This window comes from Xenorhabdus aichiensis, assembly GCF_028598775.1.
Classification (GTDB): domain Bacteria; phylum Pseudomonadota; class Gammaproteobacteria; order Enterobacterales; family Enterobacteriaceae; genus Xenorhabdus; species Xenorhabdus bovienii.
In genome coordinates this window covers 48363-68183 of the sequence record NZ_JAQRFO010000004.1, presented here as the reverse complement: position 1 = coordinate 68183, position 19821 = coordinate 48363, and the positions used below count along the sequence as shown (strand labels likewise).

The 19821-nt window shown below is 46.7% G+C and carries 21 protein-coding genes; 6 read left to right on the top strand and 15 right to left on the bottom strand.

What is annotated here, in order from left to right:
• Positions 1-36: 36 nt before the first annotated feature.
• The 13 genes from ssp4 to greB form a co-directional block, all read right to left on the bottom strand.
• The gene (gene ssp4, locus PSI22_RS03335; protein ID WP_273578586.1) at positions 37-1062 is read right to left on the bottom strand and encodes an Ssp4 family T6SS effector; all 1026 of its coding nucleotides are present in this window, start codon (positions 1060-1062) and stop codon (positions 37-39) included.
• A 57-nt stretch (positions 1063-1119) separates the two neighbouring features.
• A complete protein-coding gene (locus tag PSI22_RS03330) occupies positions 1120-1599 on the bottom strand; it encodes an Hcp family type VI secretion system effector (RefSeq protein WP_038194713.1) in 480 nt (159 codons plus the stop codon).
• Between the two features lie 244 nt (positions 1600-1843).
• Positions 1844-2593: an amino acid ABC transporter permease gene (locus tag PSI22_RS03325; RefSeq protein ID WP_038223956.1), complete on the bottom strand. Its 750-nt coding sequence runs from the start codon at positions 2591-2593 to the stop codon at positions 1844-1846.
• A gap of 1 nt (position 2594) precedes the next feature.
• Positions 2595-3332, bottom strand: coding sequence for an amino acid ABC transporter permease (locus PSI22_RS03320; RefSeq protein WP_273578585.1), 738 nt, complete (start codon positions 3330-3332; stop codon positions 2595-2597).
• Positions 3333-3408: 76 nt separating this feature from the next.
• Positions 3409-4257 carry an ABC transporter substrate-binding protein gene (locus PSI22_RS03315; protein ID WP_273578584.1) on the bottom strand — a complete coding sequence of 283 codons (849 nt, stop codon included), beginning with the start codon at positions 4255-4257 and terminating at the stop codon, positions 3409-3411.
• 157 nt (positions 4258-4414) lie between these two features.
• Positions 4415-5131 carry a phosphate signaling complex protein PhoU gene (gene phoU, locus PSI22_RS03310; RefSeq protein ID WP_038223960.1) on the bottom strand — a complete coding sequence of 239 codons (717 nt, stop codon included), beginning with the start codon at positions 5129-5131 and terminating at the stop codon, positions 4415-4417.
• Positions 5132-5149: 18 nt separating this feature from the next.
• Positions 5150-5926, bottom strand: a complete 777-nt coding sequence (gene pstB / locus PSI22_RS03305) for a phosphate ABC transporter ATP-binding protein PstB (protein WP_038207218.1) — start codon at positions 5924-5926, stop codon at positions 5150-5152.
• A 54-nt stretch (positions 5927-5980) separates the two neighbouring features.
• Positions 5981-6907, bottom strand: coding sequence for a phosphate ABC transporter permease PstA (pstA, locus tag PSI22_RS03300; RefSeq protein ID WP_370688989.1), 927 nt, complete (start codon positions 6905-6907; stop codon positions 5981-5983).
• Positions 6894-7850: a phosphate ABC transporter permease PstC gene (gene pstC, locus PSI22_RS03295; protein WP_273578642.1), complete on the bottom strand. Its 957-nt coding sequence runs from the start codon at positions 7848-7850 to the stop codon at positions 6894-6896. Before pstC ends, pstA begins: the two co-directional genes overlap by 14 nt.
• A gap of 100 nt (positions 7851-7950) precedes the next feature.
• A complete protein-coding gene (pstS, locus tag PSI22_RS03290; protein ID WP_273578583.1) occupies positions 7951-8991 on the bottom strand; it encodes a phosphate ABC transporter substrate-binding protein PstS in 1041 nt (346 codons plus the stop codon).
• Positions 8992-9160: 169 nt separating this feature from the next.
• Entirely contained in the window at positions 9161-10162 is a 1002-nt protein-coding gene (locus PSI22_RS03285) for an ATP-binding protein (RefSeq protein WP_273578582.1), read from the bottom strand.
• Positions 10159-10878, bottom strand: coding sequence for an osmolarity response regulator transcription factor OmpR (gene ompR / locus PSI22_RS03280; RefSeq protein WP_273578581.1), 720 nt, complete (start codon positions 10876-10878; stop codon positions 10159-10161). Before ompR ends, PSI22_RS03285 begins: the two co-directional genes overlap by 4 nt.
• 160 nt (positions 10879-11038) lie before the next feature.
• On the bottom strand, positions 11039-11521 hold the full coding sequence (gene greB, locus PSI22_RS03275) for a transcription elongation factor GreB (protein WP_273578580.1): 483 nt from the start codon (positions 11519-11521) through the stop codon (positions 11039-11041).
• Between the two features lie 241 nt (positions 11522-11762).
• Between greB and PSI22_RS03270 the strand changes: the two genes are divergently transcribed.
• The 5 genes from PSI22_RS03270 to PSI22_RS03250 all read left to right on the top strand — a co-directional run bounded on the left by PSI22_RS03270 (position 11763) and on the right by PSI22_RS03250 (position 18267).
• Positions 11763-14105, top strand: coding sequence for a Tex family protein (locus PSI22_RS03270; protein ID WP_273578579.1), 2343 nt, complete (start codon positions 11763-11765; stop codon positions 14103-14105).
• Between the two features lie 400 nt (positions 14106-14505).
• Complete coding sequence (locus PSI22_RS03265; protein WP_038243473.1) at positions 14506-15033, top strand: pyridoxamine 5'-phosphate oxidase family protein; 528 nt, start codon at positions 14506-14508, stop codon at positions 15031-15033.
• Between the two features lie 368 nt (positions 15034-15401).
• Positions 15402-15632 (top strand): ferrous iron transporter A, encoded by a 231-nt coding sequence (gene feoA, locus PSI22_RS03260; protein ID WP_012986782.1) that lies wholly within the window; start codon positions 15402-15404, stop codon positions 15630-15632.
• 64 nt (positions 15633-15696) lie between these two features.
• The gene (feoB, locus tag PSI22_RS03255; protein ID WP_273578641.1) at positions 15697-18009 is read left to right on the top strand and encodes a Fe(2+) transporter permease subunit FeoB; all 2313 of its coding nucleotides are present in this window, start codon (positions 15697-15699) and stop codon (positions 18007-18009) included.
• Positions 18010-18018: 9 nt separating this feature from the next.
• A complete protein-coding gene (locus PSI22_RS03250) occupies positions 18019-18267 on the top strand; it encodes a FeoC-like transcriptional regulator (protein WP_038181749.1) in 249 nt (82 codons plus the stop codon).
• On the opposite strand, the gene PSI22_RS03245 is transcribed toward PSI22_RS03250, so the two are convergent.
• Positions 18264-18518: a type II toxin-antitoxin system RelB/DinJ family antitoxin gene (locus PSI22_RS03245; protein ID WP_038181752.1), complete on the bottom strand. Its 255-nt coding sequence runs from the start codon at positions 18516-18518 to the stop codon at positions 18264-18266. The two genes, PSI22_RS03250 and PSI22_RS03245, sit on opposite strands and share 4 nt — an antisense overlap.
• A 202-nt stretch (positions 18519-18720) precedes the next feature.
• Positions 18721-18942: a hypothetical protein gene (locus tag PSI22_RS21450; RefSeq protein ID WP_370688987.1), complete on the bottom strand. Its 222-nt coding sequence runs from the start codon at positions 18940-18942 to the stop codon at positions 18721-18723.
• A gap of 420 nt (positions 18943-19362) precedes the next feature.
• Here PSI22_RS21450 and PSI22_RS03235 point away from each other — a divergent pair, with 420 nt between their 5' ends.
• A complete protein-coding gene (locus PSI22_RS03235; RefSeq protein ID WP_273578578.1) occupies positions 19363-19806 on the top strand; it encodes an OsmC family protein in 444 nt (147 codons plus the stop codon).
• Positions 19807-19821: the final 15 nt, after the last annotated feature.

Genomic DNA, 19821 nt, shown 5'->3' with positions numbered 1-19821 from the left:
ACCACAATCAATGTATTAATGAAATCAATATAGTAATCAAAAGTGTTCAGATAAATAACTAACAGGATTTTCGTAAGCAACAGAGAAAATAGAACCAATCATATAATTACCTGACGTTAATATATTTTCTGGATTCCTAATTGTTCCTGTCATTCCACTACCTACAAACCCACTAGTTGCGATGAGAGAGTCTCTCAGATGGTTCCGCAATGCCTTCTGTATAGATTCTGTAGGATAACGTTTAATGTACCGCCCCTGTTCTATTGCATTTTTAATTGCTTGATTAGATATTCCTGGATTATTGTGTCGCATAATTTCTTCAGTTAGCCGTTTCCTCTCATGCCTCGGCATCTTTTTCAGCCATTCTGATGCACGACGGGGAGACGTCGCTTTCATTATCTTATAAGTTTTATATGCCTCCTTTAGCACGGCAGCCCCAGAAGTAAGGGATATTACATCCAATAGAGTTGTCGTTGTAACATACCAATTTTGTGAGTCTAACCAAGCAACATGCTCTACCCCTTCCTTCCCTGCACCTGTCAGTTGATAAATTCTATATCCTCCATTTACACATTGCAGGCCAGATGCTGCTATACCACCATAAGCTAAAATTGCTAAAGGGGTACTCACTCCCCCTGTAAATGGTACTGCTATTCCCGAACCAAGTAATCCTAATACCGATAGCACAGCTCCACCACACGAAATCGCCGTCGATCCAATTTCCCACACCAGACTCGGTTCAGAAACCGTTTTTGTCAGCTCGACTTCTGGGGCGTTGCCTGCTTCAAGATTGAAGACAATGATATGTGTTAACTCAGAAGAAACAGGGCTTCCACGTCTTTTTGATGGCCTGACCAAATAACGCTTAAATAACCCATCTGAATAAATAATTCCGGCACCATAAAAATCACGGTGGCAATCCAATGCATCAGCAATAACCTGAAAATCGATATTGTCAGCACCATGATGTATGGAACCAAACATTCTGGCATGCTGAAAATCTGGTAGCTTACTTTCATCAAATTCATTTCTTAATTGTGATGTAAGGCTGTCAAATTGCATTTTAATCACCACTCATGATTATTTAATTGTATACAGTTTTAAAATAATTTATACGACTTAATAAACGGTTTCTTCCCAAACACAATACCCTGATGTACCCGCTATATGATGTTGGCAAACAATATCTTTATATTGAACTGCAACAACCTCTTCTGGCTGCCGATCGTTATGATTCACAGAATGTGGATATTGAACATTAACATTTAATAGCTTTGCGTTTCTTAAATTGACAGAGTAATAGCGTTCTTGCCCACCCGCTTGCGAAGTCCGGTAAAAATCAAACATGAGATCAAGTTCTTCATTGTTTGAAATTGCCATCAGTAGTAATGGTGACGATTTATCCAGAAGCTTAATAAATTTAACAGGCTGATGTGCAACGTTTTGTGCACGAGAAATGCCATGATTAAATTGTAATACAAAAATCTGATCTTCATGACCTAACTGGAATTTATTGCCAATAGAATCCAGTGTAGAACATCCCTGAGAAATCAGCCCCTGAAGCTTTCCTTTAATTGTCACATAAATCGAATTTGCCATATTTTATTAACCCTTTGCCATGATTAGCCTGATTCATATTTAACCATTATAGAGAGGTTTTGAATCAAAAAACACCTATTATCTTTCAAAACATCACACAGTCATATATATAAAACTTTTGGCTTTTTTAAGGGAAAAATCAGACGAGTAAACAGTATAATCTACAGTTTTTTTAGCTTGTCATAAAAAAATCCCCTGCCTTAACAGCAAAGGATTAATACAATCACAAAATATCTGACCAGGCTCAAATATTAACTTTTGGAACCACTATCAATGCTTTTTTACGCCAGAAACCGAAACGTGTTGTTCTTTCCCGTTGTATCGAAAAACGGCGGGCGACAGAGTTGGCAATGAGCTCCAGTGATAAACACATGACAAAATAAACCAGCGCAACAAATAAAAAGACTTCCATCGGATATACCATGCTACGGTTATTTACCTGTGTTGCCAAAAATGATAATTCTGCCACGCCCACAATATAGGCCAATGAAGTATCCTTAATTAAGGCAATCCATTGGTTAATAAATGACGGCACCATCATTCTCAATGCCTGCGGCAAGACGATATACCACAATACTTCCCAACGGTTGAAACCCAGCGATAACCCTGCCCGCCATTGACCTTCACCAATCGCCAGAATGCCCGCTTTGACGCCATGCGCCAGATAAGCGGAGGTGATCAACGCCAGTGCGCAGACCACAGTGGTGATTTCGGGAATTTCCATTCCCAGCACCACCGGCAGCAGAAAGTAAGTCCAGAAAATCAGCATAATCACGGGAATGGCACGGAAGAAGCCCAATATTGCCGCGAGCAGGTTAACCCAGAAGCCTCGCAACATCGCCAGCGCAATACCTGCCACCGTACCCAAGACAATGGAAATCACCCCTGCCATGATACTGATCACCAAGGTTAGCGCCGCGCCTTCCAACGGCCCATCAGGAAAGGTGCCGAGCAACAAGTAGCGCCAGTTTTCCGTAATAACGGTAAAATCCATATCAGTATCCCCTCGCCAGTGCTCTCTGTTGACGCCACTGTCCCCAACCTTCCATCACCGCAATAATGGCAATATAAAGCACTGTCGCGACACCAAACGCCTCAAAGGTTTGCAGTGATTGCGTCTCCACCTGACGGGAAGCGTAGGAAAGCTCTGCGACACCAATCGCCATCGTCAATGAGGAATTTTTGACAATATTCATGTATTGCCCCAACAGGGGTGGCATGGCGATTTTCAATGCCTGCGGCAGCACGACATAGCGCATGGCCTGCCAGCCCGTTAACCCCAATGCATAGGCAGCGTATTTTTGCCCACGACCGACGCCCTGAATGCCTGCTCGCAGTTCCTCAGCCACAAAAGGCGCGGAATAGAGCGTCAAGCCAATAAACCCCGCCAGAAATTCGAAGGATGGCCATGCCAATGTCAGACCCGCAATGGGGATTTCATGAGAGGTATTCAGCCAAATCATGGCGGCCTGCGGTAAGATTTGGCCGGAGGCGAAATACCAGAAAAACAGTTGTACCAACAGGGGTGTATTGCGGAATACCGTGGTGTAAACCGTAACCAGCCAACGCAACGGTTTGATCTGGCTGTCCCGTGCTGCGGTAATCATGAAACCCAGTAAGGTCGAAGAAATGATGGTGCAGGCAGAGAGCCATAAGGTGATCAGGAACCCCTGCCAGAGCCATCGCAGATACTCAGGAGCCAGTAAGTGCTCGGTAATAAATTGCTCAAACATATCATTCACCGCATAAACAAACAGCAAAGCCCCGCAAAAACGGGGCTAGTTTCAGGCGTTATTTTCCTAAAGTAGATTAAGGTTTTGCCTGACTGTCTAATGGGGCGAATTTGAAATCACCACGCGGCTGAGCCGATTTAGTCTCAGCGCCAAACCAACGATTGTAAATTTTCTCCGCTTCACCCTCTTTTTCCAGTTTCAGCAGCGTCTGGTTAACCACATCAATCAACCGATCTTCCCCTTTGGTCGCGGCTACAGCCTGATATTCACGGGTAATACTGAAGGGTGAGATTTCAAAATCCGCTTTTTGCGCTTCCGGTACGTTTGCCAGCAAGCCAACCAATTTCGCATCATCCTGCGTGATCGCCTGAACGTTGCCATTCCTTAAGGCCGCAAATGCCAGGGGAGTATCGTCATAAGAGATGACTTTTGCTGTCGGATAACGCTCACGCAGAGTGATTTCCTGTACGGTGCCTTTATCTGCCCCAATACGCAGCTTGGCGATATCATCCGGGGTTTTCAGGACACCTTTGCGGGCAATGAACTTCTGTCCGGTGGCAAAATAAGGGATGGAAAAATTGACCTGTTTGGCACGCTCATCGGTGATCGTGAAATTAGCGGCAATTAAGTCAATTTTCTTGGAAGAGAGCAGAGGAATACGGTTAGCTGGGTTAGTCGGACGCAGTTCCAGTTTCACACCGAGATCACTGGCGATCGCGTTGGCGATGTCCACATCATAGCCCGCCAGTTTTTTCGTTTGCGGATCGATAAAACCAAACGGTGGGTTACTGTCGAATACCGCAATCCGTACCGTACCGGCTTTTTTAATATCATCAAGTTTATCTGCCTTCGCCACACCAGAAACCAATGCCAGACTGGTCAGCAGCGCAACAGCCGCTACGCGGGATTGATTGCGAAATTTCATTGAACACCCCTGTTGGTAATAAAATATTTATTGTCCGACAAAAGCTATCAATTTCAATATAGTACTTGAAATAATATAAAATGATATGTTTATCATCTTTAGGAATAAGAAAGCCTGAAACGCCGGAATAAAATTCCCGCGTTTCAGGCAGTTAAGATCATTGGTCTTTGGTGAGCAGCTTTTCTAGTTCATCACCGCCAACGTGACGGAAATCCTGTCCTTTGACGTAATAGAAAATAAATTCACAAATGTTCTGACAACGATCCCCGATGCGCTCAATAGAGCGGGCACAAAAAAGTGCGGTCATAACGCTTGGGATGGTGCGAGGATCTTCCATCATGTAAGTCATCAACTGGCGGACGATGCCTTCGTATTCCTGATCGACTTTTTTATCTTCATGGTAGATGCGGATGGCTTCTTCCAGATCCATACGGGCAAAGGCATCCAGTACATCGTGCAGCATCTGGATAGCATGGCGTCCCAACGATTCCAGGCTGACCAGCAAGGGCTGCTGCTGCTGCGAGAATTTTTCCAGCGCCGTCTGGCAGATTTTATCCGCAACATCGCCAATGCGTTCCAACTCTGCAATGGTCTTGGAGATCACCATAATCAGACGCAAATCGCTCGCGGTCGGCTGGCGCTTGGCGATGATACGGACGCAGGCTTCATCGATCATCACTTCCATCATATTGACTTTATGGTCATCTTCGATGACTTGCCGAGCCAGCTCCCCGTCCTGATTGTGCATCGCCAGAATTGCCTTACTGAGCTGTTCTTCCACCAGCCCGCCCATTGTCATTAATTCAGTGCGAATATGTTCCAGTTCAGCATTGAACTGGCCGGAAATGTGTTTGCTGTGATTCAGATTGTCCATACGCTATATGGCCCCATATCAACCGTAACGGCCTGTAATATAATCTTCAGTCTGTTTCTTTCTGGGTGTGGTGAACAGCGTGTCTGTGTCACTGAACTCGATCAATTCTCCGAGGTACATAAATGCAGTGTGATCAGAACAGCGCGCGGCCTGCTGCATGTTATGGGTGACGATCACCACAGTATATTCCGATTTCAATTCACTGATTAACTCTTCAATACGTCCGGTGGAGATCGGGTCAAGTGCCGAGCACGGTTCATCCAACAACAAGACTTCCGGACGTATCGCAATACCACGGGCAATGCATAAACGCTGCTGCTGACCACCGGAAAGGCTATAACCACTCTGGTGCAGTTTGTCTTTGGTCTCATTCCACAATGCGGCTTTTGTCAGCGCCCACTGGATGCGTTCATCCATTTCAGCCCTTGGCAGTTTTTCAAACAGACGCACACCAAAAGCGATATTGTCATAAATGGACATCGGGAATGGCGTCGGTTTTTGGAACACCATGCCGACTTTGGCACGCAGTAGGGCGATATCTTGTTTATCCGTCAGGATATTGGTGCCATCCAGTATAATTTCGCCTTCTGCCCGCTGTTCGCCATACAGTTCATACATTTTGTTGAAAGTGCGCAGTAACGTGGACTTGCCGCACCCCGACGGGCCGATAAAGGCTGTCACCTTATTCTGCGCAATATCCAGTGTGATGTTTTTCAACGCGTGAAATTTGCCGTAATAGAAGTTCAGATCACGTACCTGAATTTTGCTTCCTGCAATGTCGTTAGCCTTATTCATCAGTTGTTTCTCTCTTAAATGCCTTTTTATTGCATATTGAAAATATCAATGCTTCTATCCGTGCTTTTTATTCTTAAACAGCACACGCGCCACAATGTTGATCAGCAGTACACACAAGGTAATCAGCAAGACTCCCGCCCACGCCAGTTGCTGCCAGTCAGAGAAGGGACTCATGGCAAACTTGAAGATGGTAACGGGCAGGTTCGCAATCGGCTGACTGAGATCAGTGCTCCAGAATTGATTGGAAAGCGAGGTAAACAGCAAGGGCGCAGTTTCCCCTGCAATACGGGCTATCGCCAGCAAGACACCGGTCATGATGCCGGATATCGAAGCCTTTAACGTAATGGCAGAGATCATTTTCCATTTCGGTGTACCCAGCGCATAGGCGGCTTCGCGCAGGTTGTCCGGTACTAGTTTAAGCATGTTTTCGGTCGTGCGGATCACAATCGGGATTTGGAGCAACGCCAGTGCGATAACCCCTGCCCAACCGGAGAAATGCTGCATTTTTGTCACAATCACCGAGTAAACAAACAAGCCGACGACAATCGAAGGTGCCGACAACAGAATATCGTTGATAAAACGGATCACTTCAGCCAGCCATGAGCGGCGGCCATACTCCGCCAGATAGATGCCGGCCATGATACCCAATGGCGTACCCAACACTGTTGCCCAGAAAATCAGCAGCCCGCTGCCGACGATGGCGTTTGCCAGCCCGCCGCCTTCGGTATTGGGCGGAGGTGTCATTTCGGTAAACAGCGCCAGCGACATGCCATCAATGCCTTTGGTGACGGTGGAGAATAAAATCCAGATCAACCAAAACAGGCCAAATGCCATCGTTGCCATAGACAGCAACAGGGCAATACGGTTTTTCTGGCGGCGCCATGCCTGCATCCGGCGACGGTTGTTCATCTCCGCCGTATTTATCGCGCCAACCGCACGTGGCTGATGATTATTGCCCGTTGTCATCTCAACGCCCCTCATTCTTTGCCAGACGCAGGATCATCAATTTCGACAACGCCAACACAATAAAGGTGATCACAAACAGGATCAGCCCCAGTTCCATCAATGCCGCGGTATGCAGGCCGGATTCCGCTTCGGCGAATTCGTTGGCCAAGGCGGAAGTAATACTATTCCCCGGCATGTAGAGGGAGAGACTGTCAAGTTGGTAGGTATTGCCGATAATAAAGGTCACAGCCATCGTTTCCCCCAACGCCCGGCCAAGCCCCAACATGACGCCGCCAATCACGCCATTCTTGGTGTAAGGCAGGACGATACGCCAAATCACTTCCCAGGTTGTACAGCCGATCCCATAGGCGGATTCTTTCATCATGACCGGCGTTTGCTCAAACACATCACGCATAACGGAAGCGATATAAGGAATAATCATGATGGCGAGAATGATGCCTGCCGTCAGAATGCCGATACCAAAAGCCGGGCCGGAGAACAGTTCTCCCACGATGGGAATACTCGACAGCACATCACCGACAGGTTGCTGGAAATAAGTGGCGAACAGCGGGGCAAAGACAAACAGCCCCCACATGCCATAAACGATACTGGGGATCGCGGCCAGTAGTTCAATCGCCACGCCCAGCGGACGTTTCAACCAGTTAGGTGCCAGTTCCGTCAAAAACAGGGCAATACCAAAACTCACAGGAACGGCAATAATCAGGGCAATCAGTGAGGTCACCAATGTGCCATAAATCGGCACCAGTGCACCAAATTGCTCTGCCGGCGCATCCCAATCCTTGTTCCATAGAAAACTAAAACCAAAGATCTTGATACTCGGCCAGGCAGCAATAATCAGCGAAATGATAATGCCCCCCAGCAGAAATAACGTCATCAGCGCAGCCAGTCTAACCAGTGCGCTGAAAATAATATCGCCATTTTTGCTTGGTGCTTTCAGTGCCGTTTTACGTTCGGCCATACGCTTAATTCTCATTTGGGTTAATTTCCCCCTCAGCAAAAGGGCGCAAAGGGGGATGCATCAAAGTGACCGATTCAACAACGGTTAATATAAAGATAATTTAGTACAGCGGTTTGCCACTGCTGTCTTTTATGTCGCGCTTCCATGCTGCACGTACCTGTCCAATGACTTCTTGTGGCAGGACAGAATAATCCAGATCTTTCGCCTGTTTTCCGCCCTGCTCATAAGCCCAATCGAAGAATTTCAGCACTTCAATCCCATTCGCCGCATTTTTCTGCTGTTTGTGGATCAGAATAAAAGTCGTTGAAGTGATCGGCCACACATTGTCACCTTTCTGGGCTGTCAGATCCTGAGCGAAACTTTTGCTCCAATCCGCCCTTTTCGCCGCAGCACTGAAATTCGCTTCAGTAGGCGCAACGACTTTACCGTCCGCCGAAATCAGCTTGGTATAAGCGAGGTTATTTTGTTTCGCGTAGGCGTATTCGACATAACCGATGGAACCGGGCAAACGCTGGACGAACGCGGCAATGCCATCGTTACCCTTGCCACCCAAGCCGGCCGGCCATTTAACCGTCGAACCCACCCCGACTTTTTCCTTCCAGAGGCTGTTCACTTTGGACAGGTAGCTGGTGAAGACGAAGGAAGTACCAGAGCCATCCGCACGGCGAATGACGGCGATATTCTGATCAGGGAGTTTGAGGTCGGGGTTCAGTTTGGCAATCGCCGGATCATTCCATTTCTTGATATTGCCCAGATAAATGTCACCGAGGGTTTTGCCATCCAAGACCAACTGGCCGGATTTGATGCCAGAAATATTCACGGCCAACACAATGCCACCGATCACTGTTGGAAACTGGAACAGGCCATCCGCCGCGAGTTTTTCATGAGAAAGCGGGGCATCAGATGCACCAAAATCAACGGTATGGGCAATAATCTGTTTCACGCCACCCGAAGAACCAATACCTTGATAGTTGATTTTATTGCCCGTTTCTTTTTGGTAGGAATCTGCCCACTTGGTATATACCGGTGCCGGGAATGTCGCACCCGCCCCCGTCAGACTGGAAGCAGCAAACGAAGACAGGGATGTCATGGCAAGTGCTGCTGCCATGATGCTCGCCACGGTGGTACGCATTGGTTTCATACTCCCTCCTGCTGGGATACGCATCATTAATTAAAAACAAGCGTCAAACTACGTCAACAACTTTGCTTTTATCTGAAAAAATGGTTCAGGGGAAAAATAGGTTAATTCAATGACAGTAAAATGTATTAATCATGACATTTTTATGACAATCCCTTTTGAAGAGGCGTTATTATTTCATCACCCGTGGGATATAAACGCGCATGGACAACCCGCCTTTTTCGCTTTTTCCGACTTCGATGTCACCATCATGGATATCGACGATGCGTCGGATGATGGCAAGCCCCAGGCCTGCACCCCCATTATTGTGAACGCGTTGCCCCTGTGTGAAGGGCTGGAACAGAGTAGCGCTCTCTTCTTCTGTCATCCCTGTGCCATTATCTTCCACCTGAAACCAGCCAGACTTCTCCGTAACGCCACTACTGACCCGAATCCATCCCTGTCCATAGCGTTGGGCGTTAGTGAACATATTGTTCAAGACGCGCTTGATTGACAGTGGATTAGCCATAATGAAAACGGGGTTGGCTGACAGGTGACTTTCGATATTTCCGACACCGTCATTTTCGACAGTAATCGCTTCGTCAAGCAGCCCGTTCAATTCGCAACATGACATTGGTACATTCTGCCCAGACCGCTGATAATCGATGAATTGATCGATAATCGCATTGCACTCCTCAATATCACGATTGATAGATTCCCGCAGAAAATTTTCTTTCCCTTCTATCAGTTCTATCGCCAGCCGTATACGAGTCAGTGGCGTACGCAAGTCATGGCTCACACCCGCCACCAAGCTAGCGCGATCCATTTCCAGCATTTTATGTCCCGTCAACATTTGATTAAACGCCCGGATCAGCGAGCGTATGGCCGGAGCTCCCGCTTCAGGGAGTGGTGCAACGATTTTCCCTTTTTCCATCTTTCTCACTGCCTTCTGCATCGTTCTCAATGGCTGTATCTGGGCGCGGAGGTAAAACCAGAATGTGATGGAAACAGTCAAAGCAGCCGTGAAAACACTGGCAAAGACATAAGAGAACACGATGGCAAATGAGAGTTTTTCCATCTCTACCAGTCTCTGGGCAGCCAGATAACTGATCATCAGGCTGCCCAGCACAATTACCAAAGTTAAATACAGAACATGGGGGAACAAAGCACGCAGCGAGAGCCAGAACTTTTTCATACCTTGCTTCCATCCGGCACAAAAACGTATCCCAGCCCCCAGACCGTCTGAATATAACGGGGATGGGCAGGATATTCTTCAATCAAGCGGCGCAGACGGGAAACCTGTACATCAATGGAGCGCTCCATTGCACCATATTCTCTTCCCCGTGCCAGACTCATCAATTTATCCCGCGACAATGGCTCGCGAGGATGGGAAACCAAAACTTTCAATACAGAAAATTCGCCGCTGGTCAGGGACAATTGCTCATCTTCATGGAACATTTCACGCGTTCCAAGATCGAGTTTGAATTTGCCAAACTTCACTACCGCATTATCCGGCCTTGGTGCCCCCGGTAACTCATGGCTCTGACGGCGCATAACCGCCCGCATACGGGCCAGCAGTTCGCGTGGGTTAAAAGGCTTGACGAGATAATCATCAGCACCGATTTCAAGGCCAACAATCCGGTCAACCTCCTCCCCTTTTGCTGACACCATGATAATGGGGATCGGGTTATGCTGGCTTCTCAATCTTCGACAGATAGATAAGCCATCTTCGCCAGGCAACATTAAATCCAGTACAATCAATTGAATGGATTCTCTGGTTAATAAGCGATCCATCTGTTCTGCATTTGCTACACTACGAACTTGAAAACCCTGCTCCGATAAATAACGCTCCAACAACGCCCGCAAGCGCATATCATCATCAACAACAAGGATTTTATAACTCTCTTGCATGTTTCAGCTCCCAAGATGCTCCATGCCCGCCATATCCATTACTCTCACAGAAACCCCAAACTTCAGTAGAGACTAACTGCATGTATTTTAAGGCTATTTACGGCATTATCAACAACTGCTTATGGTTCTGCCTGCCATCCTTGCTCCTTATCTCCGTGGTTTACCCCAACGGCTGGTAGCCAATCTCCAGAATCCAGTAAATCGCCATACCATTGGGAGTCATGACGGTGATTTCATCATCCACCTGCTTGCCAAGCAGCGCCCTGGCCACAGGTGAATCAATGGAAATCCACTTTTGGGCAGGATCAAATTCATCCGGCCCCACCAGACGAAAAATATGTTCTTCGGCTTTTTCGTTTTCGACTTTCACCCATGCACCAAAAAAGACTTTGCCTTCCTGTCTCGAATCAGGATCAACAATTTGCAGTGCATCAAGGCGCTTGGATAAAAATCGCACACGACGGTCAATTTCTCTTAATCTTTTTTTGCCATAAATGTACTCGGCATTTTCCGAACGATCTCCCAGTGCCGCAGCATCGGAAACAGCCTGAGTCACGTTGGGGCGTTCGACTTTCCAGAGATATTTCAGCTCCTGATCAAGCGCATGCCAGCCTTCTCGGGTAATGTAGTTACTCTTAGCCATGAAAAAACCCACTTGAGAAAATATGATTAATGGCGGAGTACTATATCTTAACCCATAAGATATTCGATGAAATCTGTCTCAACATGACCGAAATATCGCGCTAAACTGGAAATTATCGCGCTCTGCACGTATAAATGGAGCCAGTTTGAACCATGCCATTATTATGTTAGATGAATCTGGCACTGTCTGTGCAATATCTGATGATATCTACAGCCGCTAAGAAAGTTGAAGAAACCAAACCATGAATGAATCTTTAAGTCGAATCATTGCCGGTGAGTTACAGGCTCAGCCACAGCAAGTCCTCGCCGCCATTACTCTGTTCGATGAGGGGAATACCGTTCCCTTTGTTGCCCGTTACCGTAAAGAAGCCACCGGAGGTTTAGATGACACTCAGCTTCGCCAACTCGAAAGCCGCCTGGGTTATCTGCGCGAACTGTCAGACCGCCGTCAGACTATTCTGAAATCTATTGAGGAACAGGGAAAGTTAACCGTTGAGCTCGCACAGGCGATTAATACCACGCAGAGTAAAACGGAACTGGAAGATCTGTACTTACCGTATAAACCCAAGCGCCGCACCCGTGGGCAAATTGCCATTGAAGCCGGGCTAGAGCCACTGGCCGACCTGCTGTGGCAAGATCCGCAACAAACGCCAGAACTGGCGGCAGCCGCCTATGTTGATGCCGACAAAGGCGTTACCGATACCAAGGCTGCACTGGATGGCGCACGTTATATCCTGATGGAACGCTTTGCCGAAGATGCGGCTCTGTTGGTGAAAGTGCGCGAATATCTGTGGAAGAATGCGCATCTGGTCGCCAAAGTTGTCGAAGGCAAGGAAGAGGAAGGCGCCAAGTTCAGCGATTATTTTGATCACCATGAATCGATTGCCACCGTTCCATCCCATCGCGCTCTGGCCATGTTCCGTGGGCGCAATGAAGGCATCCTGCAACTGGCTCTGAATGCCGATCCTCAATTTGAGGAAGCCCCTAAAGAGAGCTATTGCGAACAGATTATCACCGATCATCTGAACCTACGGCTGAATAACGCGCCGGCTGACAGTTGGCGTAAAGCCGTGGTGAGCTGGACATGGCGCATCAAGGTGCTGCTGCATCTGGAAACTGAGCTGATGGGGACGCTACGCGAGAAAGCCGAAGACGAAGCGATCAACGTTTTCGCCCGTAACCTGAACGCTCTGATGATGGCTGCCCCTGCGGGCATGCGCGCCACGATGGGATTAGACCCGGGGTTACGGACAGGGGTGAAAGTTGCCGTCGTAGACTCTACAGGCAAGCTGATTGCCACAGATACCGTTTACCCGCATACCGGGCAAGAAGTCAAAGCTGCTGCTGCCGTTGCCGCTCTGTGCACCAAGTATCAAGTCGAGTTGGTCGCCATTGGTAACGGTACGGCATCCCGAGAAACGGAACGCTTCTTTGCCAACATCCAGAAGCAATACCCTGACGTCAAGGCTCAGACAGTGATAGTCAGTGAAGCAGGCGCATCCGTCTATTCCGCCTCTGAACTGGCAGCACTGGAATTCCCTGATTTGGATGTTTCACTGCGTGGTGCCGTTTCCATCGCCCGTCGCCTGCAAGATCCGCTGGCAGAACTGGTGAAAATCGATCCAAAATCTATCGGTGTTGGTCAGTATCAACACGATGTCAGCCAGACTCAGCTTGCCAAAAAGCTGGATACCGTGGTTGAGGACTGTGTAAATGGCGTCGGTGTTGACCTGAATACCGCATCGGTCGCTCTACTGACTCGCGTCGCCGGACTCTCCAAGTCAGTTGCCCAGAATATCGTGAACTGGCGTGATGAAAACGGCCGCTTCGACAACCGTAATCAACTGTTGAAAGTGAATCGTCTGGGGCCAAAAGCGTTCCTGCAATGTGCTGGCTTCCTGCGCATCAATCAGGGTGATAACCCGCTGGATGCCTCAACCGTTCACCCTGAAACCTATCAGGTTGTCGAGAAAATCCTGGCCACTACCGAACAATCCCTGTCTGAACTCATGGGCAATCCTAGCGCCCTGCGTGGTTTGCAGGCACAGGACTTTACCACGGATAAATTCGGCATCCCGACCGTTACGGATATCCTGAAAGAGCTGGAAAAACCCGGCCGTGACCCGCGTCCTGAATTCAAGACAGCGACTTTCGCTGATGGCGTCGAGACCATGAAGGACCTGCGCGTCGGCATGATTCTGGAAGGGACGGTCACTAACGTCACCAACTTCGGAGCTTTCGTGGATATCGGTGTACATCAGGATGGCTTAGTCCATATCTCCTCACTGTCTGATCGTTTTGTGGAAAATCCACATACTGTAGTCAAGACTGGCGATATCGTGAAAGTGAAAGTGATGGACATTGACCTGAATCGCAAGCGTATCGGATTGACTATGCGTCTTGATGAGCAACCCGGCGAAGCTCCGGCACGTCGTAGCGGTTCTCAGAGCAGTAACCCGCGTAATAGCAACGAACGCAATGGTAATGACAGAAACCGCCAGACTTCCCGCTCTCCGGGATCAACGGCATTGTCCAACAGCGCCATGAGTGATGCGCTGGCTGCTGCATTTGGCAAAAAGCGTTAATTCGGGATAATCATCCTCTAACTGGCTCGTTTGAGCCAGTTAGAGGGTCAACAGACCTTATTCGTAACAAATAGATAACTCACAAACTTAAAACGGGGTTATTAATTATCACTAAATGTATTTTTATTTCAAAACATGATGACATTAGGAAAAATAAACGGTCTTCCCACTCATCCCATCAGTAAAAATGCGATTGCCTTCATATAATTGACTCAATTTATTACTAATATAACAAATTTGAATGAGTCATTATGACTGACTATTCCTGCCAATACTCCGTATAATCTATCATTCAATAAATTTCATATTCATGAAAGCCTATTGAATAATATAAAAATATAACAGATTAATAATTCCATAATGCTCTGATATACAGATACATTCTGTTGAGGAAAAAGTTATGAATAAATATGCTAAAAGCAGTTTTGATTTACTCAGCAATATACGATTTTTCAGCCTTGCCACTCACCATCCTGATTCAGGCTCACCTTGGTCAGCGTCACTGCTGTATATTCCAAGATACGATCCATTACGCCTGATCTGGTATTCGAAATTGATTACCCGTCATTCGCACGAAATTTCTATCAACCCATTAGTCAGTGGCTCGCTTTACCGCAACCGGGTCAATCCTGACACATCACTGGATCTTGCAGGGGCACAGTTTATCGGCCAGGCTCACGAAATCCCGTACAATGAGCTGCAGGAAACTTACGATTACTACTTTAACTTCCTCTTTCCTGATGAAAATATCAGAAAGAAAAAAGCACGGCCTCTCAGTGAATTTCACGGCCATGGCCGCCGACGGTTTTATGAATTAGATGTTCAAGAATGGTGGGTATACGATTCCGAACTTTGGCACAATCAGCAAGATGATGGCCGCGTTTTTGTTCCACTAAGTGAATTGGCACATCCACCAAAAGGCAAATAGATACATTCATAAAATGAATTAAAAAAACAAATCAACAAGCCCCATATGTTATCGGGGCTTGTAATAGCAGGTATTCATTTCATCTTTCACCTTAAAACCATTCACTCTGTTTATCAATCAACAAATATTAATTTGAATATCTAATAGTAGCAATGCCATTTATTTTCAATTAAATAACCATTAATTTGATTAATATCAATTTCTTCCATCAAAATTCAGTGATAAATAAACATTATGGATATTGCCTATTATTATCACTCACAATCAAAATCAGAAATAATAAACGTACTTTTTTCTTGTGGTTCCTGCTTGATTAGGGATAATAATTCTTATAATCACTTACCTTTTCAGTTTTAATGGAAGTTTATATGTCACTTCTTCCAAATCGAAGTTATAAAATTCTGGGGTTTTCTGCACAGATTAGCCCCGCCTATCGGCAGAAATTATTGTCACTGGGGATGTTGCCTGGTTCCACATTTCAGGTCATTCGCGTGGCTCCTTTAGGCGATCCTGTACAAATCGAAACACGCAGAGTCAATCTTATCCTGCGTAAAAAAGACTTGGCGTTTATCACACTAGATAACACCCCACTCGAATGAAACTCAGTACAGTCACCAACAAAGTACCACAGAAAGTCTCATTCCCTGATTGGCAAAAAGTATGATGAAACAATTAACAATAGGTCTGATCGGTAATCCGAATGCCGGCAAAACCACGCTATTCAACCAACTCACCGGCTCCCGACAACGGGTAGGCAACTGGGCAGGTGTTACGGTAGAACGCAAGACCGGCCGTTTTACCACCGATGAGCATCAAATCGAGCTTGTCGACCTTCCCGGAACGTATTCCCTCACAACCATTTCGGAGCAGACCTCCATTGATGAACAGATTGCCTGCCACTACATTCTCAGTGGTGAAGCCGATATGTTGATCAATGTCGTTGATGCTTCCAATCTGGAACGCAATCTCTATCTCTCGCTGCAATTAATTGAACTGGGCATCCCCTGTATTGTCGCGCTGAATATGCTGGATATCGCCAAAAGCCAACATATCAACATTGATATTGCGGCGCTGGAGCAACGCCTCGGCTGCCCGGTTATCCCGCTGGTTTCTACCCGTGCCACGGGGATCGATACACTGAAGGAAGCCATCGACCATTATCAACCGTCTTCCCAACCTATACGGGTTGAATATCCCGATTCTCTGTTGCAGGAAGTCAATCATCTTGCCAGCCAGATAACTCAGAATTTCAACCCGCAACAGCGCCGCTGGCTGACTTTGCAGGTGCTGGAAGGGGACATTTACAGCCGTGAGCGAGCAGGGCTGACACAGTCGCAGCTCGCTGAAAGCAAAATACGTCTGCAACAACAGCAGCTTGACGAGCCAGAACTGGTTATTGCGGATTCACGCTATCAAGCGATTAATACACTGTGCCTAGCTGTCATTGATACTCGTGCCGCAACACCGCACAAGCTGACTCAAGCGATGGATAAAGTGATCTTGAACCGCTGGCTGGGTGTGCCGATTTTCCTGTTTATCATGTATCTGATGTTTGTGCTGGCCATCAATCTTGGTGGTGCGCTGCAACCGATATTCGATGGTGCCTCCACCGCCATTTTCATTGATGGTATGCGCTGGCTCGGCCACACACTTCACTTCCCGAATTGGTTGACGGTTTTCCTTGCCCAAGGCGTTGGTGGGGGGATCAACACGGTGCTACCACTGGTTCCCCAAATCGGCCTGATGTACCTGTTCCTTTCCTTTCTTGAAGACTCAGGCTATATGGCCCGTGCCGCATTTGTGATGGATAGGCTGATGCAATCTCTGGGCTTACCGGGTAAATCTTTCGTACCCTTGATTGTCGGCTTTGGCTGTAACGTTCCTTCCGTGATGGGCTCCAGAACATTGGACGCACCGCGTGAACGGCTGATCACCATCATGATGGCGCCTTTTATGTCCTGCGGAGCACGGCTGGCCATCTTTGCCGTCTTTGCTGCCGCCTTCTTTGGTAAAAGCGGCGCCAGCATCGTCTTCTCTCTGTATATACTCGGTATCACAGTCGCTGTCCTGACCGGCCTGCTCCTCAAACACACCCTGATGCGCGGTGAAGCATCGCCATTCGTCATGGAACTGCCGGTCTATCACGTCCCCCATGCCAAAACCCTGCTGCTCCAGTCATGGCAGCGTCTGAAAGGGTTTGTGATCCGTGCAGGTAAAGTGATCGTTGCAGCCAGCATGCTCATTGGCGCCCTGAATAGCTTCTCCTTCTCTGGCAAAGCGGTAGATAATATCAACGAATCTGCGCTGGCTTCTGTCAGTAAGGTGATCACGCCACTCCTGCATCCTATCGGCGTGCATTCCGATAACTGGCAGGCGACGGTTGGCCTGATCACCGGTGCGATGGCGAAAGAGGTTGTAGTCGGTACGCTGAATACCCTGTATACCGCTGAGAACATCAACCAAGCGCCATTCAATCCAGATGAATTCCATCTGCTGGATGAACTGAAAGGCGCCGTTGCGGAGACATGGGACAGCCTGAAAGAGACATTCACTCTGAGCGCCCTTTCCAACCCGATTGAGGCCAGTAAAGGCGATGGCAATATGGATAGCAGCGCGATGGGAACGATGAGTGCTAAATTTGGTTCCGCCATTTCCGCTTACAGTTATCTGATTTTCGTACTGCTGTACGTACCCTGTGTTTCGGTAATGGGGGCGATTGCCCGTGAAACCAGCCGTGGCTGGATGCTCTTCTCCATCCTGTGGGGATTGGATGTCGCTTATTCGCTGGCGGCAGTGTTCTATCAAGTCACGACATTTTCTGCGCATCCACAAAGCAGCCTGATTACCATTCTGGCCGTGATTGTATTTAACGTACTGGTCTTTATCGGCTTACGCCGTGCTCGCAGCAGAGTCACCATAGCGTTCAATAACACCGCAGGCCGGAACTGCGAATGCTCTAACGGTAGCTGCCACTAGGAGCCAGACATGATTAGCCTGTTGAAAATTCGAGATGCTGTCGCCCTCAACGGGCGCACCGATGCAAGGTCACTGAGCCATCAGTTTTCAACACCGCTACCGATGGTGGAAGCCATGCTCAAACAACTCGTCACAATGGGTAAATTGGAGGAAGTCGATACTTCCTCCTGCCTGAGCGGTGGCTGCAAGCAATGTCCAGAAACGCAGAAATGCGCTATTAAGGTGTATCAACTGCGCACCCGTCGAAGTCGATATTAAATTTCATCAAGGTTAACCCTAACCCGTTTGGCTGGATTTCTGATACGTTCACGAACAACGTCTAAAATATCTTCATCATTATCATTTTCAGCCACAATCAGCGATACTTCAGAAAATGGCAGTTTTTCATTCTCTGCAACGTAACGCAGAAACAGACGCAACGCGTCAGATGGAGACATATTGAGTTTTTCAAAAGCCTTGTAAGACGCCTTTTTCAGATCTTCATCAACCCTTACTTGAATAGTGCTCATCATCAATCCTTATGTGGTGACAATTGTATTACAAGCATACTGCATTACATTTGTAATGCAACAATAAGTATCAACTGGTTTTTTCCATCATTCGAACGATTCTCATTCACCCAATTGGGCAGAATTCGGGGATTACTGCTGTTTTTTTATTGCTATATTCTTCACATTTCCCACTTTATTTATTTTATATTTTGAAACAAATTCAATCATAAGATTGATGGATATCTGATAATTTCGATGTACTGTACTCACTGCTGTTGCCTTGGGAAGGTTGGGTGCTCTGGCTATTCGTTCCTGCATTCTGGGCGAAATTCTGCGGTGCTACATCAGCAAAATAGGTGTCATTACCGTAGGAATCAGGAATGGAATGAATAAAACCCGCACGGCAGGGGCAGGTACTCAAGCTATCCAGTGTTCCGGCCAATCGGGTGCCTGTATCAAAAAATGTCCTTTTGCCACAATGGTTCCTCTTTATGTTGTTTAATTTCGTATCCTCAAAAATAAAAGCCTTCACTCTATCTTAATATTGATTATTTCAATGGAATAAATATCGATAATATTTTTTAATAATGAATAATATCAATATGTTTATCTCAAAATCTAAAACGCCATCACTAACCAAATAATAAGTAAAAGAATATAATAACCTTTATAATATATTCCATAACGGATAAATATAATCCTTAAAATTGTGATTCTCGTCACTTTTATTAGCCATTAATCGGCAGATAGTGAATTGAAAAATAAAAACCGCATTCCCCAAACATAAATTGAAAAATAAAAACCGTTCTCTTATTATCTGGGCGTTAGTACTGTCAATATTTAATAACCTGAGGATAATAATATGCCTAAAGAGTTATTCACTGCTGAAATAGAATCATCCGGCCACCTCAAAATGAAATGTTCAACACGTGGCTTTTCCTTCCATGTAGACGAACCCAAAAATCTGGGAGGAACGGATGAAGCAATGAATCCCGTAGAAGCATTACTTTCAGCTTTCGGGGCCTGCCAATGTATTGTGGCGAAAAGTTTTGCCCGCAAACATAAAATCAATTTGATTGATATTCAGGTCAAAATGGAAGGGGAATTGGATACCGATGGCTTCACCGGTAGAAATAAAAACGCCAAAATGGGGTTTTCCAAAATCACCTCTAAATTCTATATCAAAGCCGATAATACCGAACAAGAGATTCGCGATTTTATTGATTTTGTCGAAAGCAACTGCCCTGTTCTTGATACCATCCTCAATGCACCTGAAATTGTCACTGAAGTTTATCCTGCCGAATAAACTGTCGATTACCCA

Coding starts and splice junctions, on each gene's coding strand:
- greB (WP_273578580.1), bottom strand. CDS start 11,521: ATGGCTAAGAGTAACTACATTACCCGAGAAGGCTGGCATGCGCTTGAT.
- feoB (WP_273578641.1), top strand. CDS start 15,697: ATGAAACAATTAACAATAGGTCTGATCGGTAATCCGAATGCCGGCAAA.
- PSI22_RS03315 (WP_273578584.1), bottom strand. CDS start 4,257: ATGAAATTTCGCAATCAATCCCGCGTAGCGGCTGTTGCGCTGCTGACC.
- PSI22_RS03245 (WP_038181752.1), bottom strand. CDS start 18,518: ATGAGCACTATTCAAGTAAGGGTTGATGAAGATCTGAAAAAGGCGTCT.
- phoU (WP_038223960.1), bottom strand. CDS start 5,131: ATGGACAATCTGAATCACAGCAAACACATTTCCGGCCAGTTCAATGCT.
- PSI22_RS03285 (WP_273578582.1), bottom strand. CDS start 10,162: ATGAAAAAGTTCTGGCTCTCGCTGCGTGCTTTGTTCCCCCATGTTCTG.
- PSI22_RS03330 (WP_038194713.1), bottom strand. CDS start 1,599: ATGGCAAATTCGATTTATGTGACAATTAAAGGAAAGCTTCAGGGGCTG.
- PSI22_RS03235 (WP_273578578.1), top strand. CDS start 19,363: ATGCCTAAAGAGTTATTCACTGCTGAAATAGAATCATCCGGCCACCTC.
- ompR (WP_273578581.1), bottom strand. CDS start 10,878: ATGCAAGAGAGTTATAAAATCCTTGTTGTTGATGATGATATGCGCTTG.
- pstS (WP_273578583.1), bottom strand. CDS start 8,991: ATGAAACCAATGCGTACCACCGTGGCGAGCATCATGGCAGCAGCACTT.
- PSI22_RS03320 (WP_273578585.1), bottom strand. CDS start 3,332: ATGTTTGAGCAATTTATTACCGAGCACTTACTGGCTCCTGAGTATCTG.
- PSI22_RS03270 (WP_273578579.1), top strand. CDS start 11,763: ATGAATGAATCTTTAAGTCGAATCATTGCCGGTGAGTTACAGGCTCAG.
- pstB (WP_038207218.1), bottom strand. CDS start 5,926: ATGAATAAGGCTAACGACATTGCAGGAAGCAAAATTCAGGTACGTGAT.
- pstA (WP_370688989.1), bottom strand. CDS start 6,907: ATGAGGGGCGTTGAGATGACAACGGGCAATAATCATCAGCCACGTGCG.
- PSI22_RS03265 (WP_038243473.1), top strand. CDS start 14,506: ATGAATAAATATGCTAAAAGCAGTTTTGATTTACTCAGCAATATACGA.
- PSI22_RS03325 (WP_038223956.1), bottom strand. CDS start 2,593: ATGGATTTTACCGTTATTACGGAAAACTGGCGCTACTTGTTGCTCGGC.
- PSI22_RS03250 (WP_038181749.1), top strand. CDS start 18,019: ATGATTAGCCTGTTGAAAATTCGAGATGCTGTCGCCCTCAACGGGCGC.
- feoA (WP_012986782.1), top strand. CDS start 15,402: ATGTCACTTCTTCCAAATCGAAGTTATAAAATTCTGGGGTTTTCTGCA.
- ssp4 (WP_273578586.1), bottom strand. CDS start 1,062: ATGCAATTTGACAGCCTTACATCACAATTAAGAAATGAATTTGATGAA.
- pstC (WP_273578642.1), bottom strand. CDS start 7,850: ATGGCCGAACGTAAAACGGCACTGAAAGCACCAAGCAAAAATGGCGAT.